Here is an 18,374-nt window from a genome sequence, read left to right as displayed (position 1 = left end):
AATCACTCCGCAACAGAAAACTTCAGACCATCATGCGGAGTATAACCTTCCAGCTCGAAGTCCTCATACTCCAGATCCTCGATCGATTTCTCAGGGAGATTCATAGAAGGCCTTTCTTTTGGTTCGCGCGAAACCTGTTCCAGAAGGCCTGGCACATGATCATAGTTTTCCTCCTGTTCTGGAGCAGATTCATCGATCCATTCCTTGATTTCGAGGTAGTCCTGTCTTTCCGAGGCCTCAGAAATCTTTTCCTTCAGATCTTCAAGATTTTCGCTGTACCACTCTCCTCTTTCGCCTTTCCCGCAGTAGATGTGGGAGTCTACAATCGTGTGGGAGAACTCTCCGGGTTCAAGATCTGTCTGTTTCGCTATAATCTTCGTGATTAATGCGTAGGCCGCGATGTTGAACGGTATTCCGAGTGCGGTGTCTCCTGAACGCTGCGTCAGGTGTGTATTGAGTTTTCCATCCTGTACGTTCAGCACCCAGGTGAAGTGGCACGGCGGCAGTTTTGAAACAGCTGCGTTGGCAGGATGCCATGCGTTGATGATCAAACGTCTCGAGTTTTTGGATCTGTAAGGGTGCTCTCCGTTCAAAGTATCTATCACATACTGGATCTGGTCAAAAGTTTTTCTACCGTCTTCCTCCTCGTTGATCCACTGACTGATGCCATCTCTGATCTCCTCTTCGGATAGGCTGTACTGTTCTTTTGCTTTCTCGATCCATTCATCTGTATTTGTCGGCCACCACTCTCCTTCAAGCAAGTCTTCGTCTTCTGGGATCGGGTAGCGCCTCCAGAAACGGCCGTAAGCTGTCGGCAGAAGGCCTTCTTCGTCCGCCCAGGCATCCCAGATCTTTGTATGCTCTCTCAGGTTCTTGATATGCTCTTCTCCTGAGAAGTACCACAGAAGTTCATGGATAAGCGAGTTCCAGCGGTAACCAGACATGTCTTTAGTTGTTAGCAGCGGAAAACCTTCCTGTAGGTCGATCTTGTAATGCTGTGAGAAAGTGGATAAAGTATCGACTCCTGTCCTGTTAGGCCTGTAATTTGCGTTTTCAAGAATATTCTTTACCAGATCATGGTACTGTTTCAAGAATTAGTCCCCTCCAACACTGACTTCGATATCAGTTATTTTATACTTTGAGAACCAAACACTCCGAGTGGAAGAAAACACGCTATACCTTAATGAGGAACGGCTAGGAGACCTCTCAGTAGATCAGAGGATTACAGGGGAAAAAGAGACTGAATCCATCCATATGTCAAGGCCTCTGAGTTCAATGTACGACTTCGAGTACGTTATGACAGCCCTTCTTACCGACAGCCACTACGAACACTGCCTTGAAAGAGGAGAAATGGAATGGGATGAATTCGACTTCGATGAGATGTACCGCTAGAGATCCACCTCAGAATCCTCGTACAGCGGGAACTCATCCAGGAGGCCTGAAACTTTCTCCCTGACCTCGGAACGAACTTCCTCATCATCCGGATTTTTCACGACTTCTCCGATCATCTCACCTATACTACGTAACTCTTCCTCTTCAAGGCCTCTAGTTGTCAATGCAGGAGTCCCGATCCGGATCCCGGAAGTCACTGTCGGCGGCTCAGGATCATAAGGTACAGAATTTTTGTTAACAACTATATTTGAATCTTCAAGAGCTTTTTCAGCCTCTTTACCTGTAACATCTTCGTCCTGGAGATCAACGAGCACCAGGTGATTGTCTGTACCTCCTGAAACCATTCTCAGGCCTTTATCTCTGAGGCCTTCTGCCAGAGCTTTCGTGTTTTTCTTGATCTGCTGGGTGTAGTCTTTGAAACTCTCTTTCTGGGCCTCTTTGAAGCAGACTGCTTTGCCTGCGATCTGATGCATCAGCGGGCCTCCCTGGCTGTATGGGAATACTGCTGAATCAACGTCGTCGGCGTATTCTTGTTTGCAGAGGATCATGCCGCCGCGTGCGCCACGGATTGACTTGTGCGTGGTGGTTGTAACGATATCACACTGTGGGAAAGGACTTGGATGTTCTCCTGTTGCCACGAGGCCTGAAATATGGGCTATATCACACATCAGTAATGCATCGACTTCGTCCGCAACTTCTCTGAACATTTCAAAGTCTATCTCCCGCGGATAGGCGCTGTATCCACAGACTATCAGATCAGGATTGTGTTCTTTTGCTGCTTCCATCACGTCTTCTTTTTCGAATCTTTCTGTCTCCCTGTTGAGGCCGTACGTAGCGAAGTCGAATAGATCTCCGGAGAAATTTACTCCGTGTCCGTGTGTCAGGTGGCCTCCGTGGGAAAGTACAGGCCCCAGGATTTTATCTCCGGCATCTAGCTGTGAGAAATAGGCCGCAAAGTTGGCCTGAGAGCCTGAATGTGGCTGAACATTTGCATGATCTGCATCGAAGATTTCACATGCGCGTTCACGGGCCAGGTTCTCTACTTTGTCGTGGTATTCGCATCCGGCGTAGTATCTTTTCCCGGGATATCCTTCTGCGTACTTGTTCGTCAAAACTGAGCCCTGGGCCTGTAGAATCTGTCTAGGTACAAAGTTTTCAGATGCTATCATCTCCAGGCTTTCGCTTTCCTGTCTATCAATTTCGTTTTTCAAGGCCTCGTATACTTCAGGGTCTGCTTCAGAAAGATCCTTGTGATTCATCGAGAAAAACTTTGCTGACAACTCTAGTATATCTTTTCATTCAGTCAGAGTAGTTTCTGATCAGTTCTTTCAGAGAATCGTTACTGCTTTCCTCAATCAGTTCTTCAGGCCTCATCCACAGATACTCGATTATTCCTTCATCCGCAGGATTTCCGGATATATCTATATCCTGATCGCCGATTGATCCTCTGAAGACAGTCAAAACTACCTGTCTTCCATCTCCTTCAGGCCCTGTAAAGAAATGATAGTTTCCGACAGAATCTCCGATTTCAATACTGCAGGATAACTCCTCTTTGATCTCCCGCTGCAAGGCCTCTTCAGATGACTCACCGTACTCGATTTTTCCGCCGGGAAGAACGTAGTAAGTTTCTCCAGAGGCCTCTGTCTTCAGAACGAGCAGTTTTCCGTCTCTTTCTATCAGTGCCTTGACGGCAGGAACTAATTTTTCACTCATTTTTTACTCCTCGGCGATCATCTGCACTACAAGCTGAAGTATCTCAACGAAAACTCCCATGAAAGCTGTGTAGACTCCGATACCGTTGAGGAAAGGCTTTCCGGGCTGTGTCTTCACCATGTAGATTTCATGGATGAGGTATACAATGAAGCCGATCAAGGCCAGAGTAAATGCTACAATAATTACTGTTGGACTGAAGCTTCCTATAAGTGAAAATCCAAGTACTCCGAGGAAAATATAGTTGGCGTATCTGCCCCAGCTTGAGAAATCGTGGCCTGTACCGTATACCAGAAGGCCTGCCAGTAATGCGATAATCACTGAGATCACTCCTGTTATAGCGATCGCTATAGCCTGTACTCCCGGAGCCACCATTCCCAGGATTCCTGCTCCGAAAATCCCGTAAGCTACCTGTATCAGGCCTGTTCCTGCAACTGCCAGAACAGTATTTTCACTTCTTATTCCTTTTCTGGCGATGTAGAGGCCTCCGGAAAGCAACAGCCCGTACACTATAACTCCAAGCAGGAAAAATGTGTTGAAAAGTAGATTATTTATCGTTGCAAGCGGTGTAAAAGCAAAAATCCACATTACTGCAATATTTAGAATGATGAGGCCTGTTGCAATGCCTAGACTTTTCAGCTCTCCTTCCTGGAACATGTTCCACACTTCATGATGGAAGGTTAAAAGTTCCGTGGTGAGGCCTTTTAGGCAAGATTCAAAACCTTTCTCTTCGAGGTTCTAGCTGTGAAACAGGAAAATCGTGCAGGAAGTTTTATCGTTATAGAAGGCCCTGATGCCTCAGGAAAACAGACTCAGACAAAGAGGCTGGTTGAGTGGCTGAGATCGAATGAAATAGATAATATAGATCCCAGGGAAGAGGAGAGGTTAATCAGAAGTATGCCGGGGAACTATCCTGATCCAGAAGGCGAACAGAGAGTGGATGACAGTATAGAAGACGGTGTATGGCATCTATCGTTCCCGACTTACGGCCAGACTCCGGGAGGCCGTGTAGTGGATTCTTACCTGAAAGGCCGTCTTGGCGACAGGGAGAATCTTTCTTTACAGGAAAAAGTTGATATCTATGCTGCTGACAGGAAGCAGTTCAAGACACTGATGGAGCAGTATATCTCTCGAGGCGGCATCATAGTCTGTGACCGCTACAGGGAGGCCAATCTGATACATCAGCTTGTAGGATTCGAGGGAGAGGCCTGGAACGAGAAACTTGAGGAGATAAAATCTGTTGACAGCGATCTTCCTGATGCCGACGAAGTTTTCTACCTTGATATTTCGCCTGAAGAGGCCCGTCAACGGATGTCTGAGAAGGAAAAGGATATCCACGAGCTTGACGATGAGTACATGAAGGCCTCGAATCTTAACGGTCGGAAAGTAGCTGAACACGAGGACTGGAGTGTTATCGACGGCGAAAGAACGCCTGAAGAAGTGGAAAAAGATCTCCGTGAAAGAGTTTCACGTATTGTTACAGGCCTGTAAGATTTTTTCAGGAGGCCTGGACAACGTAACCCTTTTTAAACCATCTACCTCCTTGAAACAGTATAGGGCGCGCCATGCCGGATAAAACTGAACAGGACAAAGAAGTAGAACAGACTAACTCTGGTGTAAAGAAAGAAGGTAACTGGAAGGAGATCGCAGAGTTCGGTGAACAGGTCGAAGAGGCCCTGGAAGATACCGCAGAAGATTCTATCGAAAAATTCGGAGACTGGAGGCCTAAACTGGAGGAATCTGAGAGTGATGTCAAGAGGAAGACTGTCGATGAAGCAGTTTCTCACGAGAAAAAACTTGAGGAAAAGACCAACGGAGTGAAAGAAGATCTTAAACAGGCCTCGGACAAGATGGCGGAGGCCGGCAAAAAAGCTACTATGAAAGAACTCCCGGATAAAGAAATTATAGAGCCCTCTGAGGAGGCTGCAAGACCTTTTTACAGTCGTGTGGTAGGCCTGATCAGGAGGATTGAGCAGGCGATTTATTCCTGGGTTACTCTGAGGTTTAATCCGTATTATCTGGATACTGAGGATTTCTCTGTAGATATACGGGACAGAAAAGGTGGAAAGTTCGAGATGGATGTCTCTGTTCTGGAAGAGGAGAAAAGAGAGCAGTTACAGGATAATTTCAGAGAGGATAACTGATGCAGGAGCTACTTTACGTTTCAGCGCTGGCGGCCTCGGTTTTCATGGGTATATCGATAGGTGCATCTACTGTGGCCTCTGCTTTCGGCCCTGTTAACAGCGCAAGGTCGGCTAACGTACTCAGGGCGGCATTCCTGGCTGGGTTCTTCGCTTTCATAGGTGCACTCACTCAGGGAGCCAAAGTTACAGAGACAGTCGGTTCGGGCATAATCGGTGGTGAGATTGCGACTGTACAGGCGGCATTGATACTTTTCATAGCGGCCTTGCTCGTTATCGTCAGTGTGCTGGGAGATTATCCGATGCCAACAGCTTTCACAGTTATAGGGGCTGTTATAGGAAGTGGGATCGCCTTCGGAAATCCTCTGAGGTATCAGGGAATATTCAAGGTGATAGGATACTGGATACTGATACCTTTCCTAGCTGTAGGCCTCAGCTTTGCAATAGCAAAACTCTTGAGACGGTATGTTTCAAAGGAAAACTCTGAGAGAAAGATAAAGATACTACTACTTGTAACAGGATGTTACGTTGCGTACTCAGCAGGAGCTTCTGCAGTAGGCCTTGCTGTAGGACCTTTGACAGGCCTAATTCCATCTACAGGAGCTTTACTGTTGATGGGAGGCCTCTCGATTCTTATGGGGGCCTGGCTGTACTCGCCGAGGATTATTAGAGCTATAAGTTTTGATTACTCGAATATTGGGCCTAGGAGATCTGTTGCAGCGCTTGGAACTGCGGCTATACTGGCTCAGATCGGTATATTTTTTGGCATACCTATATCGTTCAATGAGGCTGTTATTGCTTCTGTGATAGGTTCGGGCCTTGTAGAGGGGAAGTCCAACGCTGATACAGGAAAGATTTCCAGGACTGTTCTGGCGTGGACAGGTGCGTTTTTCCTCTCTATGGCGTTGACAGCGGGAGCTGGATTTCTGATTCTGGGACTGTAGCTTCCTGTCTTTTTATTCCTGGAGTCTCAATAACTTCTCATGAATATTGTTTTTGATATCAAAAGGGCTCTGGAGATGATTTTCATAGGCCTGATGGCGGGCACAGCATCTTTCCTTCTTCTTCCTCTTGTTGCCGCAAGGCTTATGCCGTGGTCTGTCGCAGCATTCACGGCAACAGTCATTACTGTGCCGCTTACATGGTACTTCCTGAATGTTCCAGAAGGAAGTATTCCTTTAGATAAATACATGGATGCAAGAGGATGGACGGGCCTATTAATTGATATATTACTTGTTCTAGTCTCGGCTATGACGCCAGCGACAGTAATAATGTATTATCTGTTATCTCAAGGCCTGATACTTCCTGTACCTGTAGCTTCAGCAGCAGCTATAGGAGTATACACAGGTTATGCAGGATTTCTGTTCAGAAACAGGGCTCTATATGAAAATGAAGGCCTGGATATAGAACTATAGGCCTCAGGACTCCAGGCTGGACTCTCCTGGAGGCATAGCGCGTATAATGTAGTCCAGATCCAGTTCGTACTCCTGGAATCTGTCCTGTATGTTCTTCGCGATATCAGACTTCTTTGTATGCCCTGGACTCAGTTCTACAGAGGCCTCACAGTGCTTATTTACTGCTTCTTCAGGCCCGGCCATAGGAACGTACACGTCTTCTTCTATCTCGTAAGGTCCGATAAAGGCCTCAACGGAGACGTTTCTCATGTAATCTCTATCCCCTCTGATTACAAAAGCTCCTTTCTCGAGGTATTCTCCTGACTCCGGATTCTGTGTCACTTGCTCGGGATCTACGTAGTATACTGTATCCGCTCCGATGCCGGCTTTCCATGTCTTTGCGAAAGTTACAGCGGCGGTAGCAGCTTCCTTTCTGGTTTTCTCTCCAGCATCCTGTCCATCTTTTACTACAACACTTGGTGCGCCGTCAAAATCAGCATGGAAGTAGAGATCACTGGAGTCCATGTGCTTTTTCACAAGCATATCATTTGTTTGAGCATCTCTGCCTACAAGTACAAGAAAGTCTTCTGAAGAGTAGAACCAGCGATACTTCTCGAACCATTTCTTGCTCCGTTTCTCACTCTTATCTTCCATAACTTCCTCAACTTCAATATCCTCTTCCTCCAGACTTTCAAGCTCTTTTCTGGTGTTCTCAAGAGCTTTTTCAGCGCTTTCAATCTTTTCCTCAGATTCCTTCGCTTTATCGTAGTACTGGGATGCAGTGGCCTCAAGATCCTGGAAGAGATAAATCTTCAGACTTTCTCCATCCAGATCAACAGAGATGAACTCGTCCTGCTCGTTCAAAGTATTGATCATCTCTGAGGCCTCTGTCTCAGCTTCTTTCAGCTTGTCCTGTGTCTTGTCCCATCCATCTTCCTCGATGGAATCTTCTATACTGTCTTTAAGCTGTCTGAGAACTCTGTAGTTCTCGTAAATCTTCTCTGCGTTCTTGCGCTTCTCTCTGGCCGACGTCTTCAGGCCTTCAATCTTCCTCTCCTGCTGCTCCTTCTTCCTTTCAAGCGTACCTACCTTCTCTTCGTAGGCCTCTCTCTTCTTCCGCTTTTCTTCGGTCTTTTTTCTTATGTAGTAGTATTCGTCTATAGCTTCTGAAAATGTATCCAGGTCTCTCTCGCTGCAGTCTGCATACTTCTCCAGCGTGAAAGGTGCGGCTCTTGTAGGTATCTCATCTTCAAGGTAAAGTTTAGGTCTTACTTCGGGATCGATCATCTCATCGATCTTTGATTTGATCTCTTCTTTCTCTCTGTCGCCCAGTTTCTTTACTTCTCTATCTTTTTCTATATTGGCGCGTGCAAGAACTTCTTCCGCGTACGTTCCTCCGAAACTGAGCTTTGATGCGATCTCCTTCACTATCTCTCCATCTTCAATCAGTTCAAAGTAATCATCTGAATCTCTGGGATCAGTCGTCGGCTCCGGGTAGACGTACTTCTCACCGGTATGGATGATTCTGTCGGCCCACTCTTCCTGCCTCAGTGCGCCGATGATCTTTTCTTCGTCAAGAAGGATGAAGTTGCCCTTGCCGAACAGTTCACATATCAGTGTATGATCTCCGCTCTTTATTTCAAGTATTCTGTCAAATCCTCTCTGATTGATTGAATCAATTTTCCCCAGATGCTTCCTGAGCTCCATACAGAAACCTGGAGGCCTTGTCGGATTATCTCTCTTGTACTTTGAAACAAAAGCTCTGTCAGGACCTAGAATAAGTCTTTTCTTCCCTTCTCCAGCCACATAGACTTCTATAGTAAACTCCTGACCTCTCTGATAAACTTTCTGGACATGGCCGTCCTCAAGCTCCTGGAACTCATCCATAAGGATAGAGAGGTCAAGACTGGTTAGCTCCATGAAGTAAATCAGGAAGTCAAGTTACAAAAAGCCGGGCCTAAAGCAACTCCCGTGGATGAGACTCTTCATCTTCTTCAGAGGCCTCTTCATCATCGCTGTCCGCCATACGTTTGAATTCATCCACTGAATCGATATCAAAGTACTCAAGGAAAAAATCAGTGACATCAAGTACGGCGGTACGCCCATCCTTCTCCTTGTCGACAAAGCCACGGTTAACAAGCTCCTTAACGTGCTGATACGCTCTATTGCCTCTGATCTCAACAAGATCGGCCTGTTCAAGCGGTGCGTTGTATGCGATCAAGCTCAAGGTACGCAGCTGGCCTTCATTCAGATCTTGGTGAGGGGCAAGATGGGATACATGCTCGAGGTGATCCTTCTTCACCTTCAACTCGTATCCGTTCTCAGTCCTTATCAGTTCAAGGCCCCTGTGACTTTCCTCGAGATCCTCTTGGTAATCCTCGATCAACTCCTCCACAAATCCCATGCTTCCAAGATTCAGTACATCAGAGATCTCATCCTTCTCAAGAGGCTCTTCAGCAAGGAAAAAAGCAGCTTCCATACGTGACTTCTTTTCATCCATTTATCATATCAGGCCTCATATCTAACTTGGCTGTTCTTTAGGTTTAATTCTCAGGTTTCCAAGGAACTCCTCCTGTATAAGATCAACTTTCTCATCATTTTCAAGATTCAGTACATGCTTGAACTTCTCAATCCTTTCCTGACTGTCATCCTGCTCCACTATCTCTGTGAAGTCAACATTGTCAGTAGGTGAAGAAACAAAGTTCTTGATCCGTCCGTACAGAGAGTTAAGTTTGGACTGGAGATCTTCCTCCTCAACTTCAAACTGCTGATCCATCTCCATACGCTCCTGCTCCCTCTGCTCCCTCTGCTCCTTCACATCCATAGCATCCTTAAGAGAGGCCTTCAGCTCATCCAGCTGAACTCTTCTGCGTGGCTTCTGCTTCACAGGCATCTCAAGATCGGGGCCGACAACAAGATCCGGCTCATCATCCTCTATCATCTCCTCCTCTTCAATTAATTCTTCCTCCTCGAAATCCATAGGATTCTCCTCTTCAGGCTCTTCCTCTTCTTCCAGCTGCAAGGCCTGAGCCTTCATATTAAGTAACGCAGCGCAGACACGGATCGCCTTGGCAGAAACTTCAAGATCATTCTTCTGAAGCTCCTTGATGTAAGTCCTGTAACGATCAGTAAGAACACAGATATCAATACTCTCGGGATCCATATCTGAAGTTAAAAACTCCAGAGTCTCCTCCCACGGCTGCTCCGCCACCATATTAACGTTGTAATCTTCCATTCAAGGGATCATCTCATGATCCCCCTCTCACTGAAACTTCCGTTTCCCCCGTATAACACCTTTAATCCTTGTTTTATTTAACTTGTTAGGTTTTGCTGTTAATCTAGGCCCATTTTTAATCAAATTTATAATGCGATACGAGTGATTTAACAACGTGGCAGAGGAATCAGATTCCAGAGAGAATTATGAGGAGTTAGTCAAGGACGTATCTAGAGATAGGAGTGGATTAGAAGCAACACTGGCTAAGAAGATGGAGAGGGTCATGGACTACCTACAGTTGGCGGTAGTTGTCATACTTGTCATTCTCTTTGGTATAGCTGTCTATGATCTGGGGCTAGAACTATATGAATTGATCATTACAGGACAGTTTTATGATCCTATAAGCTTGATTGGGATACTTGAAACAGCTCTGTTACTTTTCTTGATAGTAGAGGTGTTTAGGACGTCTGTTGCCCATTTGGAAGGGTTAAAAGTTCTTCCATTAGTTGTTGACGTAGCGATCATAGGTATTGTCAGAAGCATCATTACGTTCAGGTTAGATGACTTCCAGACCATGACTGATGCAGTCCTGGCATCACTTGCATATGCTATCATTCTTTCAGTACTAATAGCCTCATTCTTTATCGTTCACAGGCAACAGAGAAAGAGTCCTGAAAAGCATTTTCGCAAGGTAGATAATTAATGAGTTCAGACCTTTTCAGGAAGGTCGCCAGAAAACTGGATAAATATGAAAATTTTCTTGAAATTATATTTGCATCTCTCCTAGTCTTATCCTTTTCCATGGTCGTTATTGCAATTGTAACAGATCTACTAAATTTTTCCCAGGCCTCCCGATTCTACTCTTCTAGAGCCATAGTTGTTTTCATGGCCTCTTTTCTATCATTAAAACTAATCGCAGACGCCTTCAAACTCTCAGTAATTAATTTCACAGAGAGAGACAGGATGAAGACGATATTCACTATAGCAATCGTAGGGACTATAACCAATATTCTCGTTAACACCAGACTATCTGAAAATATACTGGACTCTTTTGCAGGGATTTCAGCTTACGCAATATTGCTCATTGTAATGGGAATAGGCCTGTATACTGCGGATAGATACGGATTCCTAGACATCTAACTCTATACTCCGCATCTTCGTCACACCGTCCTTCATAGTCACTCCGTAGGCCCGCTCAGCATGTCTCACAGTGATATCGTTGTGAGAAATCACGATGAACTGATTGCCGTCAGAGTAATCTTTCAGCAGCTCTGAAAGCCTCTTCGAGTTCTGCTTGTCCAGTGCTGCATCTATCTCATCCATAATGTAGAAAGGAGATTCCTCGTACTCCAGTATCGCGAAAACAAATGCGATAGCTGTCATAGTCTTTTCCCCTCCACTCAGGGCCTGAATAATGTGGGGATCTTTCCCTGGAGGTGCTGCACGGATCTTCAGGCCTTTGTCTATGTTATCATCTTCCAGAACAAGCTCTCCATTCCCTCCATCGAACAACTGGGTGAATATACGTGAGAAATCATCGTTTATCTTGTTCAGAGTCTCCATAAATCTTTCACGCCGCTTCTGATCAATCTCATCGATCAAATCCTCGATCTCAAGCTTCTCCTGCCTGATCTCAGACACCTGCTCCTTGAACTCGTCAAACTCCTCCTTCTTCTCCTTGTACTCCTCAATAGCACGCATATTCACAGGCCCCATAGAATTCTGCTTCTTCAAAACTTTCCGCTTCTTAGTCTTCAGATCTTCAGGTGTCGAATCCAGGCCTATAAGCTCATCTTCATCATAATCATACTCCTCAAGGTCCTGCTTGACGTTCTCCAGTTCGGCCTTTGCCTTGGCTTTCTTGCTTCCAACATCATTAATTTTGGACTTCAACTTCTCTTTCTCAGAGTAAAGCTCCTGCCTTTCCTCACGCAGATCACTTAAATCATCACGTATCTCCTGTTTCTCTTCACGTAGCTCATCATCAGTCTGCTGCTCGTTCTCTTTTCTCTCCTTCATCTGCTTCAGCTCGGCGATATCTCTCTGAAGCTCCTCTATCTCTCCCTCCACTTCCTTTTTCTCCTCTCTCTTCTTGTCAGGATTAAGATTGTTTGACAGGTTCTTGTTCTTGCCGCTCTTTCTGGATTTCTTCTTTCCCCCTGTCATCGATCCTCCGCGGCTCATAACATCGCCGTCAAGAGTCACGACACGAACACCGTTAACATCCTTTACAGAATCCAGATCTTCAGCGATCAAGGTATCGGAGAAAACATTATTGATAGCTCTCTCATACTTGTCATCGTACTCGATCAGATTCGATGCATAGTCGATAACACCTTTCTTCTTCAAAGCCATCTGGCTCTTCGCACTTTTATCACGATCCTTGATCTTGTCAAGAGGTAGCATCCGCGCTCTTCCGATATTCTCCCTCTTCAGATAGTTAATGGCATCTACAGCCGTCTGCTTATCCTCTACAACAACATCATTCATGTGGCCTCCTGCAGCAGTGTCAATAGCTACCGCAAAACGATTTTCAGTAGAAATCAGATCCTGAAAGGCACCCTCAATCTTGCCGTTGTCAAGCGATAAAACGGCATCAACAGCACGAGAACCAGTATTCTGCCGGTTCTTCATCTTCTCCAGCTCTTCAATAGTCTCCTCAAGATCTTCCAGCTTGTCACGCTTGTTCTCTATCTGGCCACGCTTCTTATCTATACGATTCTCCAGATGCTGAACGTCAGTATCCCCCTGACTCTGTTCATCTTCAATCTCCTCTATACGATCCTGCTTATCATCTATCCCTTCATCAATCTCTTCAAGCTTCTCTTCAAGCTCCTCAACACGATCCTCTTTCTCAGCTGTATCAGTATTTATATTCGCAAGTCTATTTGACAAGGCCCGCTTCCTGACCTCAAGCACAGAGGCCTCTATCTTCTTTTTCCTTTCCTCAAGCTCTCTGTACTTCAGTGCGATTTCCTTCTCTTCCTTCAGTTTATCCAGGTACTCTTTCTTCTCGTCCAGAAGTATCTGCTGTTCTTTAAGCTTTTCTTCAACTTCATCTAGCTCCTTCAAGGCCTCATCTTTTTTCTCGTCGAACTCTTTGACGCCGGAGAGCTCATCGATAACTTTTCTCCTTTCTACATCACTCTGCTCGACAATCTCAGTAACTTTTCCCTGTCTGACGAAGTGGTATCCTTCAGGATCGATATTAGCCTTCTCAGCTACTCTTTCAAGGAATGAACGTTTGCAGTTCGTCCCCATGAACTTGTACATTGATGATCCGGCACGTGTAATCTTCCTTCCAAGAGTAATCTCATCTGTCTCCTCTTCGTCTTTCTCCTCAAGGAACTCGTCGAATATACCCTCGCTGTTGTCAAGATGAACTGTACAGTGGGCGTAATCCGCTGCTTTTCTTGAGTCCCCTCCGTTGAAAATAAGCTGCTCAAGCTTTTCAGCCCTCAAACGAGAAGATCTTCTCCCAAAAACAAAGCTTAAGGCATCAAGTATATTTGATTTACCGTTCCCGTTCTCACCGACGATAGCTGTCAGGCCTTCATAGAAAGGGATAGAAGTTCTACGCTGGAAACTCTTGAATCCTTTGCAGCTAACCTTTGTAATCTTCGTACTAGCTCCTGAGGCCTCATCTACTTCTTCCTTCTGTTCCAGCTCCTGCTCCGGCATATGTAACTAAATGGTGTGGCTCAGGTTAAAAAACACAGGGAACCAATTTTTCCCCTGTAAGAGGCATCAGGAATGAAAAAGGCCTTCATATTCCACGGCACCGGAGCCGGAAAATACGACCACTGGTTCCCTGAAATAAAGAAGAAACTGGAGCAAGAGGGCATAGAAGTAATTAGGCCCGAGTTCCCGACACCTGAAGGCCAAACACTCGAGAACTGGAAAAAAGTACTCGACGAACAGGACAAAGAGATAGACGAAGAAACAGTCCTTATCGGCCACAGCACCGGAGCAGTCTTCATACTCAGCGTGCTAGAAGAAATCGATACAACTGTAGAGGCCTCTTTCCTGATCTCAGGATTCACAGGAAAACTAGGGATAGAGTTCGACGAATTAAACGAAACTTTCGCAGAGAAAGAGTTTGACTTCGAGAAAATAAAGGCCTCTTCCAAAGAGTTCTTCGTATTCCACTCCGAATCAGATCCCTACGTCCCGCTGGAGAAAGGAGCACAACTCGCCTCAGACTTAAGCGCCAATCTTGAACTCATTGCAGGAGCAGGCCACTTCAACACAGAATCTGGCTACACAGATTTCCCGGAACTGTGGAGAGAACTGCAGAGATTTATCTAGAAAAAGCACAGGTTTGAAAATTTTGCCAGCTATCGCGCTTATGGCCTGTTTTTTTATCGATGGAGGTGTAAACGTTCTGATGTTTGAAATTATGGGACAGGCCTCAAGTATTAAGCAGGAGCTAAGTTCCAGGCAGAAGAAATTTCTCTATATAGAAGTTGCATCTATACTTGCTCTTCTAGTGATGTTTTATCTGTTTTTCTATACAGGTGAACGCAGTTTAGGGCCTCTTTTCATATTTGCATCCATGGCTTTGGCTCTTATTCCTATCGACACTTATGCTTACTACAAAGGATTTCGCAGGACGGCCGTCTTGTCATTAGTTTCTGCTTTTATAGCTCCTGTATTTAGCTTGTTATTAATTATTTTATCGCCTGGAGGAACTGAAGCTGCATTTCTCTATCTATTCCTCTTTTTAGCAATGGTTCTGGTTTCCGTTGTAATAGGATATCTGGCGCCGGTAGCAGTTTTGCTACATTATTATATCACTGAGAGGAGATGAAAATTGCATCAATGAGAGAAATAATTTCCAAACTTGGTCAGAAACGTGTTCTAGGCCTTGAACTTTTTCTGGCACTTTTCTGTATAGCCGTTTATGTATATCTGGCGACTGGGGATGCAAGTCTGGAGTTTTTCATCCTTCCGGTATCAGCTATATTGCTGGTGCCTCTGTTCTCAACGCTGGCATATTACAGAGATTTCAGGAGGACAGGCCTCGCCGCTGTACTGTCTATCGTAGCTCTTCCTGTAATAATCATAGGAGGTATGGCACTGCTTTATCTTCCTTCAAGGGCAGGAGGATTAGCTATACTGCTAGCTTTAATCTATTCAGCTATAGCGGCTGCCGTAGTCCCGTATGCCATATTCGCAGTATCTCTGGCAACTCATTACTACAGAAAAACTTTCACATCCGGAAACTGAGAAATAATAAGAAGATATGTAGGGGCCTCTGAAAGGCCTCTGAAAGATTTTTTACGGTGTAAGTCTGTCAGGATCTCTTGGGAACAGGATTGCTTCCTTGATGTTGTCAAGTTCGGCTATCTTCTGGATCATCCTGTCAATTCCCAGGCCGTATCCTCCGTGTGGAGGCATCCCGAACTTGAAGGCCTCCAGATAGAAGCTGAAGTTGGACTTGTCCACGTCCTGTCGCTCCATCCATTCTTCAAGCGTATCGAGGTCGTGCTGTCTCTGTCCTCCTGAGGAAAGTTCTTGGCCTTTGTAGATCAGGTCGAATTTTCGGCTTGCTACTTCGTCGCCTTCGACTTCCTGCATGTAGTAGAACTTTTCTCCAGGGTAGCCGACTACAAAAATCGCTGGATGGCCTTTCTCCTCGAAGTGCTCTCCGAGAAGTTTTTCTCCTTTCGTGTCCAGGTCGCCAAGATCTTCTGGAACGTGGCCGTATTCTTCCTTAAGGATTTCTCTAGCTCTATCGAAGGTGATTCTTGGGAAATCTTCCTCAGGAACATCTAACTCGACGTCGAGAAGATCCAGCTCTCTAGAAGCCTTTTTCCTGACCTGTTTCAGGGTGTATCTTAGGCTTTCCTCCTGCACATCCATGACGTCATGGTGGTCTTCGATGAAGGCGAGCTCTACGTCGAACATGGAGATCTCTGAGACGTGTCGAGAGGTTGCGAACTCTTCTGCACGGAAGGCGGTACCGGTCTCATAGACTTTGTCGAAGCCGGCAGCCATAAGCATCTGCTTGTAAAGCTGTGGGCTCTGTGAAAGGAAGGCCTCTTCCTCGTAGTAGATTACAGGGAAGAGTTCTGCTCCTCCCTCCGCTCCTCCTTTGGAGATCAGAGGTGTATCGATGTTGATGTAGCCATCTTCCTCGAACCATTCCTCCATTGCTTGCATTGCTTTGCTTCTAAGTGAGAAGATTGCATGTGTCTTCGGCTGTCGAAGATCCATGAATCTGTTATCCAGTCGTGTGGATAGATCAGAGTCGATGTTCTTCGATATATCCATTGGGAGAGGAGAGCTTGCGTTGGATATAACTTCAAGACTTGTCGGCTTTATCTCTCTGTCTCCAGGCGCCTGATCAGTCTCTTCGACTTCTCCAGTAACATGAATTATGTCTTCTTTTCCAATCTCCTGGGCTTTTTCGAAAAGCTCCTCGTTGTCGTCTTCTTTGAAAGTGACCTGAACCTGTCCTTCTCTATCTCTGACGATAACAAATGTAAGTCCTCCGAGATCACGGATCTCATGAGCCCATCCCGCAACTGAGACAGTCTCACCGTCATCATCAGAAGTAACCTCTGCAGTGTATTTTCTATCAATCATTATGATTCACAGTAGAAACTCCGGTATACAAGTTTTTATTTCTCATCTCACAGCACCAGCAGAAGTCCGCATGTCAGGCCTAGAACAGCACCGTAGATCACCTGCATCAATGTATGTCTCTCCAGCTTTACCCGGCTCCACCCTGTCAGCACTGCCAATACAAATCCAGTAAATGATATTAGGGGCGTTACTTGATACAGTACAGCAGCTGATAAAGTCATAGCTCCGGTATGTATGCTTACCTTGCTGAAGTAGTTGGCTGCAGCGAAAGCCACTATACTCAGGATTCCGCCTATACCAGCTGAAACTATTACAGACGGGGCAGATATCAACTGGAAGATAGCCAGTGTTCCCGCCATTGAAACCAGTCCAACCATGTAGGCCTTTGGACGTTTATCTCTTGAATCTATTCTGAGGCCTCTATTTTCTGTAAAGTATACTGCAATCAGTGTAGGTGTCAGACTTGTCATGACTCCCAGAGAAGTCCAGTAGAAGGCCTCGAAAAGTCCTAGTTGAGAATTGAGAAAGATCAATGCAGCTGAGGGAACTACAAGAAGAGGATTGAATACATCGGAAACAGCTTCCTCAAGTTTCACGCTATATTTTTCTACTTCATCTGTTTTTAATCTACAGATCTTTCCATTCAATTTTTTATCTCTGTATCACTATTTTACCGTTATATGAAACTGAATAATGAGCAGCTGGAAGAGGCCGTAGAGGAAGGCCTTGTGGAAAATTTTATCGATCTTGATAAGCAGTTGACACCTAACGGTTTTGATCTGACAGCTAAGGAGATCCACAGGTTCAAGGAGTCAGGGAAGCTGGATTTCTCCAACAGCGAAAGAGAGATTCCGGAGACAGAGAAAGTAGAGGCCTCTAAGAAAGATGAAGAAGATGATTACGGCTGGTGGAATCTGGAGCCAGGCGCCTACAAGATAAAGACAAATGAGATAGTCGACTTGCCGGAAGATATCATCGGATTTGCATATCCGCGTAGCTCCCTGCTTAGAATGGGGTGTACAATCGAGAACGGTGTATGGGATGCGGGCTTCCGTGGTACAAGCGAATTCCTTCTGATAGTTGAGAACAGCGAAGGCGTGGAGATAAAGGAGAACGCTAGAGTTAATCACATCGTATTCGAGAAAATTGAGGAGACAGATCAGGCCTACGAGGGGCGTTATCAGGAAAAGTAGATCAGTTTGTCCAACTAACGTCGTTCTCACTCGTTATTTTTAATAGGCCTCAAAACAATTTCTCTGTATGGCACCTGAAGAAGACCAGATGTACGTAAGGGTGGATGGCCACGAAGAGATACTCAATAATCTTTCATCTATCGAAAGAGTAATCAACAACATCAATGAGGCCTCAAAGGTGCTTAAGGAAGTCAGAGAAATCAAAGAACAGGCCCTTGATATGATGTACAGTAATGTTCAGGAACTGAATGAGAATCTGGAGAATATAGATATGGAGATGCCAGAGATTGAAGGACAGGAATCTGCATCTATTCCTCAGTCCTCTGATATAGAGATTGAAACGGACAGTTCTGTAGATGAAATACATAACGAGCTTCAGAATCTTCAGAAGGAGCTCTCCCAGTTAGGAAACTAATATAGTTCTTCTAGATTTTTTGTCAGGCACTGGCTATCGATATTTCTATCGTAAATATTTTTCTCTTCAGATTCAGTTAGAGTAGAAGTTTGCCGGGGCGGAGATTTGAACTCAAAGCTCGCATATTACTGGAGCTTCTGCCATCAAATCCCGCTCAAATTTATATAGTATATGCCGGGGCGGAGATTTGAACTCCGGAACCCCTGCGGGAACGGATCTTAAGTCCGTCGCCTTTGGCCACTTGGCTACCCCGGCTAGGTATAGAGGCCTTACTTTTCAAGGCCTCCAGTATTCTTGAATTCGCTGTGAAGTTTTATAGTTTAA

Annotated in this window: 22 protein-coding genes and 1 tRNA gene; 12 read left to right on the top strand and 11 right to left on the bottom strand. The window is 45.4% G+C overall.

The window, feature by feature from the left end; all coding sequences use genetic code 11:
• Nucleotides 1-2: 2 nt before the first annotated feature.
• Complete coding sequence (thyA, locus tag ACK3SF_RS05050) at nucleotides 3-1,091, bottom strand: thymidylate synthase (RefSeq protein WP_414837608.1); 1,089 nt, start codon at nucleotides 1,089-1,091, stop codon at nucleotides 3-5.
• Between the two features lie 67 nt (nucleotides 1,092-1,158).
• Between thyA and ACK3SF_RS05045 the strand changes: the two genes are divergently transcribed.
• Nucleotides 1,159-1,392 (top strand): hypothetical protein, encoded by a 234-nt coding sequence (locus ACK3SF_RS05045; protein ID WP_414837607.1) that lies wholly within the window; start codon nucleotides 1,159-1,161, stop codon nucleotides 1,390-1,392.
• Here ACK3SF_RS05045 and glyA read toward each other — a convergent pair.
• The 3 genes from glyA to ACK3SF_RS05030 are packed head-to-tail and all read right to left on the bottom strand — an operon-like array spanning nucleotide 1,389 to nucleotide 3,759.
• On the bottom strand, nucleotides 1,389-2,651 hold the full coding sequence (gene glyA, locus ACK3SF_RS05040) for a serine hydroxymethyltransferase (protein WP_414837606.1): 1,263 nt from the start codon (nucleotides 2,649-2,651) through the stop codon (nucleotides 1,389-1,391). The genes ACK3SF_RS05045 and glyA overlap by 4 nt on opposite strands.
• Before the next feature lie 40 nt (nucleotides 2,652-2,691).
• A complete protein-coding gene (locus ACK3SF_RS05035; protein WP_414837605.1) occupies nucleotides 2,692-3,105 on the bottom strand; it encodes an NUDIX domain-containing protein in 414 nt (137 codons plus the stop codon).
• A 3-nt stretch (nucleotides 3,106-3,108) separates the two neighbouring features.
• Nucleotides 3,109-3,759, bottom strand: coding sequence for a hypothetical protein (locus ACK3SF_RS05030; RefSeq protein WP_414837604.1), 651 nt, complete (start codon nucleotides 3,757-3,759; stop codon nucleotides 3,109-3,111).
• 87 nt (nucleotides 3,760-3,846) lie between these two features.
• On the opposite strand from ACK3SF_RS05030, the gene ACK3SF_RS05025 reads away from it, so the two are divergent.
• The 4 genes from ACK3SF_RS05025 to ACK3SF_RS05010 all read left to right on the top strand — a co-directional run bounded on the left by ACK3SF_RS05025 (nucleotide 3,847) and on the right by ACK3SF_RS05010 (nucleotide 6,658).
• On the top strand, nucleotides 3,847-4,593 hold the full coding sequence (locus ACK3SF_RS05025; RefSeq protein ID WP_414837603.1) for a dTMP kinase: 747 nt from the start codon (nucleotides 3,847-3,849) through the stop codon (nucleotides 4,591-4,593).
• Nucleotides 4,594-4,667: 74 nt separating this feature from the next.
• The gene (locus ACK3SF_RS05020) at nucleotides 4,668-5,246 is read left to right on the top strand and encodes a DUF5828 family protein (RefSeq protein ID WP_414837602.1); all 579 of its coding nucleotides are present in this window, start codon (nucleotides 4,668-4,670) and stop codon (nucleotides 5,244-5,246) included.
• The gene (locus ACK3SF_RS05015; RefSeq protein WP_414837601.1) at nucleotides 5,246-6,187 is read left to right on the top strand and encodes an anion permease; all 942 of its coding nucleotides are present in this window, start codon (nucleotides 5,246-5,248) and stop codon (nucleotides 6,185-6,187) included. Before ACK3SF_RS05020 ends, ACK3SF_RS05015 begins: the two co-directional genes overlap by 1 nt.
• Nucleotides 6,188-6,226: 39 nt before the next feature.
• The gene (locus ACK3SF_RS05010; protein WP_414837600.1) at nucleotides 6,227-6,658 is read left to right on the top strand and encodes a hypothetical protein; all 432 of its coding nucleotides are present in this window, start codon (nucleotides 6,227-6,229) and stop codon (nucleotides 6,656-6,658) included.
• A 3-nt stretch (nucleotides 6,659-6,661) separates the two neighbouring features.
• Here the strand turns inward: ACK3SF_RS05010 and rqcH are convergent, their stop codons facing one another.
• The 3 genes from rqcH to ACK3SF_RS04995 are packed head-to-tail and all read right to left on the bottom strand — an operon-like array spanning nucleotide 6,662 to nucleotide 9,872.
• Complete coding sequence (gene rqcH / locus ACK3SF_RS05005; RefSeq protein WP_414837599.1) at nucleotides 6,662-8,557, bottom strand: ribosome rescue protein RqcH; 1,896 nt, start codon at nucleotides 8,555-8,557, stop codon at nucleotides 6,662-6,664.
• Between the two features lie 37 nt (nucleotides 8,558-8,594).
• Nucleotides 8,595-9,137: an SMC-Scp complex subunit ScpB gene (scpB, locus tag ACK3SF_RS05000; RefSeq protein WP_414837598.1), complete on the bottom strand. Its 543-nt coding sequence runs from the start codon at nucleotides 9,135-9,137 to the stop codon at nucleotides 8,595-8,597.
• A gap of 21 nt (nucleotides 9,138-9,158) precedes the next feature.
• Nucleotides 9,159-9,872, bottom strand: coding sequence for a segregation/condensation protein A (locus tag ACK3SF_RS04995; RefSeq protein WP_414837597.1), 714 nt, complete (start codon nucleotides 9,870-9,872; stop codon nucleotides 9,159-9,161).
• A 154-nt stretch (nucleotides 9,873-10,026) separates the two neighbouring features.
• Here ACK3SF_RS04995 and ACK3SF_RS04990 point away from each other — a divergent pair, with 154 nt between their 5' ends.
• Entirely contained in the window at nucleotides 10,027-10,554 is a 528-nt protein-coding gene (locus ACK3SF_RS04990) for a phosphate-starvation-inducible PsiE family protein (protein ID WP_414837596.1), read from the top strand.
• The gene (locus ACK3SF_RS04985) at nucleotides 10,554-10,991 is read left to right on the top strand and encodes a hypothetical protein (protein ID WP_414837595.1); all 438 of its coding nucleotides are present in this window, start codon (nucleotides 10,554-10,556) and stop codon (nucleotides 10,989-10,991) included. Before ACK3SF_RS04990 ends, ACK3SF_RS04985 begins: the two co-directional genes overlap by 1 nt.
• Here ACK3SF_RS04985 and ACK3SF_RS04980 read toward each other — a convergent pair.
• Nucleotides 10,980-13,532 (bottom strand): chromosome segregation SMC family protein, encoded by a 2,553-nt coding sequence (locus ACK3SF_RS04980; RefSeq protein WP_414837594.1) that lies wholly within the window; start codon nucleotides 13,530-13,532, stop codon nucleotides 10,980-10,982. The genes ACK3SF_RS04985 and ACK3SF_RS04980 overlap by 12 nt on opposite strands.
• A 72-nt stretch (nucleotides 13,533-13,604) precedes the next feature.
• Here ACK3SF_RS04980 and ACK3SF_RS04975 point away from each other — a divergent pair, with 72 nt between their 5' ends.
• The 3 genes from ACK3SF_RS04975 (at nucleotide 13,605) to ACK3SF_RS04965 (ending at nucleotide 15,080) form a co-directional block, all read left to right on the top strand.
• Entirely contained in the window at nucleotides 13,605-14,159 is a 555-nt protein-coding gene (locus ACK3SF_RS04975; RefSeq protein WP_414837593.1) for an RBBP9/YdeN family alpha/beta hydrolase, read from the top strand.
• A gap of 79 nt (nucleotides 14,160-14,238) precedes the next feature.
• Nucleotides 14,239-14,661: a hypothetical protein gene (locus ACK3SF_RS04970; protein ID WP_414837592.1), complete on the top strand. Its 423-nt coding sequence runs from the start codon at nucleotides 14,239-14,241 to the stop codon at nucleotides 14,659-14,661.
• Entirely contained in the window at nucleotides 14,658-15,080 is a 423-nt protein-coding gene (locus ACK3SF_RS04965) for a hypothetical protein (protein ID WP_414837591.1), read from the top strand. Before ACK3SF_RS04970 ends, ACK3SF_RS04965 begins: the two co-directional genes overlap by 4 nt.
• Nucleotides 15,081-15,131: 51 nt before the next feature.
• Here ACK3SF_RS04965 and aspS read toward each other — a convergent pair whose 3' ends face one another.
• Both aspS and ACK3SF_RS04955 read right to left on the bottom strand, forming a co-directional pair.
• Complete coding sequence (aspS, locus tag ACK3SF_RS04960; RefSeq protein WP_414837590.1) at nucleotides 15,132-16,442, bottom strand: aspartate--tRNA(Asn) ligase; 1,311 nt, start codon at nucleotides 16,440-16,442, stop codon at nucleotides 15,132-15,134.
• Between the two features lie 47 nt (nucleotides 16,443-16,489).
• The gene (locus ACK3SF_RS04955; RefSeq protein WP_414837589.1) at nucleotides 16,490-17,038 is read right to left on the bottom strand and encodes a phosphatase PAP2 family protein; all 549 of its coding nucleotides are present in this window, start codon (nucleotides 17,036-17,038) and stop codon (nucleotides 16,490-16,492) included.
• A gap of 84 nt (nucleotides 17,039-17,122) precedes the next feature.
• Between ACK3SF_RS04955 and ACK3SF_RS04950 the strand changes: the two genes are divergently transcribed.
• Both ACK3SF_RS04950 and ACK3SF_RS04945 read left to right on the top strand, forming a co-directional pair.
• Nucleotides 17,123-17,635 (top strand): deoxyuridine 5'-triphosphate nucleotidohydrolase, encoded by a 513-nt coding sequence (locus tag ACK3SF_RS04950; protein ID WP_414837588.1) that lies wholly within the window; start codon nucleotides 17,123-17,125, stop codon nucleotides 17,633-17,635.
• Nucleotides 17,636-17,702: 67 nt separating this feature from the next.
• A complete protein-coding gene (locus tag ACK3SF_RS04945; RefSeq protein ID WP_414837587.1) occupies nucleotides 17,703-18,050 on the top strand; it encodes a hypothetical protein in 348 nt (115 codons plus the stop codon).
• Between the two features lie 172 nt (nucleotides 18,051-18,222).
• Here ACK3SF_RS04945 and ACK3SF_RS04940 read toward each other — a convergent pair.
• A tRNA-Leu gene (locus ACK3SF_RS04940) sits at nucleotides 18,223-18,305 on the bottom strand.
• Nucleotides 18,306-18,374: the final 69 nt, after the last annotated feature.

Origin of the sequence: Candidatus Nanosalina sp. VS9-1, from assembly GCF_047555085.1 — an archaeon.
Lineage (GTDB): Archaea > Nanohalarchaeota > Nanosalinia > Nanosalinales > Nanosalinaceae > Nanosalina.
The sequence above is the reverse complement of the archived record's forward strand: the minus strand, read 5'-3'. Positions and strand labels throughout refer to the sequence as shown.